Consider the following 1,877-nt stretch of genomic DNA (forward strand, 5'->3'; position numbering starts at 1 on the left):
GCGCACGGCGAAGGACACGCCGTCCACCGCTTTCGACACGCCGGGATCGGCGGTGAAGTGGGTTTGCAGGTTGCGGATGTCGAGCGTGAGGTCAGCGTCCATGACGGGATCCCGGAACGTGGGCTAACTGAGACGGTTCAGCGGGTGCAGCCGCGCGCCGGCACCGGCCAGTCGCCGACGACCTCGCCGTTGCGGCTGATCGCCATGCGGTCGTGCAGGTTGGTCACCACGCAGACATGGTTGGGCAGGATGCGCACGCGGTCGCCGATCTCCGGCTTCGCCGCGCTCTTGCTGAGGTCGACCACCGCATGCTCCTCGTTGACGCGGACGATCACCGCGTCGGGGTGGTCGAGGATCAGGCCGTAGCCTTCGCCCACCGACGGGGCGACGCGGTCGCTCGACAGGGTCTTGCTGCCGCAATCCAGCACGGCGCGGTCGGATGTGGGGCGGCTGACCACGGTGGCGTGGACATGCACGGCGCACTCGTCCAGCGTCGCCACCCCGGCGCCGACGGTGGCGCGGTCGTGATAGATGTAGGTGCCGACGCGCAGCTCGGTCACGCCGGGAAGCTCGTGGGTGTCCCAGCAGCCGGGGGTGCCGCCGACCGACACCGTCTCCACCGCGATGCCGGCGCCGTCCAGCAGCGCGCGCGTCTCGGTGACGAAGGGCACCGTGCGGGGACCGCGCGGGTAGGTCATCAGGCCGCGGAAGCGGGTCAGGCCATTGCCGGCGGCGCGGCGGGCCAGCGTCAGCACCTCGTCCGGGGTCTGCACGCCGCAACGGCCGTCGCCGCTGTCGAACTCCACCAGGATGCCGATCTCGACGCCGGCTTGCGCCGCGGCGGCGGCCACGGTGTCGAGGGCGACGGCGTTGTCGAGCGCCACCGTCAGTTTGGTCTTGCCGGCCAGCTCGGCCAGCGGCGACACCTTGGCGGCGCCGACGATGGGATAGGTCAGCAGGATGTCGGTGCAGCCGGCCTCGGCCATCACCATCGCTTCGCTGATCTTCTGGCAGGTGATGCCGACGGCGCCCAGCTCGATCTGGCGCAGCGCGAATTGGGGAAGCTTGTGGGTCTTGATGTGCGGGCGCAGCGCCAACCCGTGCCGGTCGCAATAGGCCTGCATCTTGGTCAGGTTATGCTCGACCCGGTCGAGATCGATGACGGGGACGGGGGTGTCGAGTTCGTCGACGCGCATGGGACCGCTCCGGAACGCAGATTTGGGGAAAGGGCCGACCCGGTCGGGGCCGGCCGTGTACTCAAGATTTTACGCCGTCGGCAGGACGGCGATGCAGTCGATTTCGACCTGGATGTTGTTCAGCTGGCAGCCGATGGTGGTGCGGGCCGGCGGCTCGGTCGGGAAGAATTCCGAATAGAGCGCGTTGTATTCCTGGAAGCGGCCGAGGTCGCTCAGGTAGCTGTTGACCTTCACCACATGGGCGAGGTCGGTGCCGGCGGCCTTCAGGATGATCTCCAGGTTGCGCAGGGTCTGGCGCACCTCGCCGGCGAAATCCTCGGGCAGGGCGCCGGTCTCCGGATGGTGCGGCCCCTGGCCCGACACATAGACGAAGCCGTTCGCGACGATGGCGTGGCTGTACTGGCCGGCGGGCGGCACCGCCTTCTCGGCGAAGATCGGCTTGCGGTTGGTCATTCGGTCCTCACTGGTTTTGAAACTCGGGGTTTTGAAACTCGGTGTCTTGAAGGGTCAGGCGCGGGCCAGGGCCTTGCCCGGACGCGCGCCGGTGTGCCCGCCGTCCCGCAGGACGAACTGTCCGGCGACGAGCACGTCGGTGATGCCGTGGGGCGGGCGCGTCGGATCCTGGAAGGTCGCGCGATCCGCCACGTCGCCGGTGAACAGGGTCAGGTCGGCCACCATGCC

General features: G+C 68.9%; 2 protein-coding genes. Both read right to left on the reverse strand.

All coding sequences use genetic code 11. The features are described 5' to 3' along the window. Positions 1 to 137: 137 nt before the first annotated feature. The gene (locus I71_RS15065; protein ID WP_042695667.1) at positions 138 to 1,196 is read right to left on the reverse strand and encodes an alanine racemase; all 1,059 of its coding nucleotides are present in this window, start codon (positions 1,194 to 1,196) and stop codon (positions 138 to 140) included. 69 nt (positions 1,197 to 1,265) lie between these two features. After that, positions 1,266 to 1,649, reverse strand: coding sequence for a RidA family protein (locus tag I71_RS15070; protein ID WP_014188873.1), 384 nt, complete (start codon positions 1,647 to 1,649; stop codon positions 1,266 to 1,268). Between the last annotated feature and the right edge of the window lie 228 nt (positions 1,650 to 1,877).

It is taken from the genome of Azospirillum sp. B506, from assembly GCF_000333595.1.
Classification (GTDB): Bacteria; Pseudomonadota; Alphaproteobacteria; order Azospirillales; family Azospirillaceae; genus Azospirillum.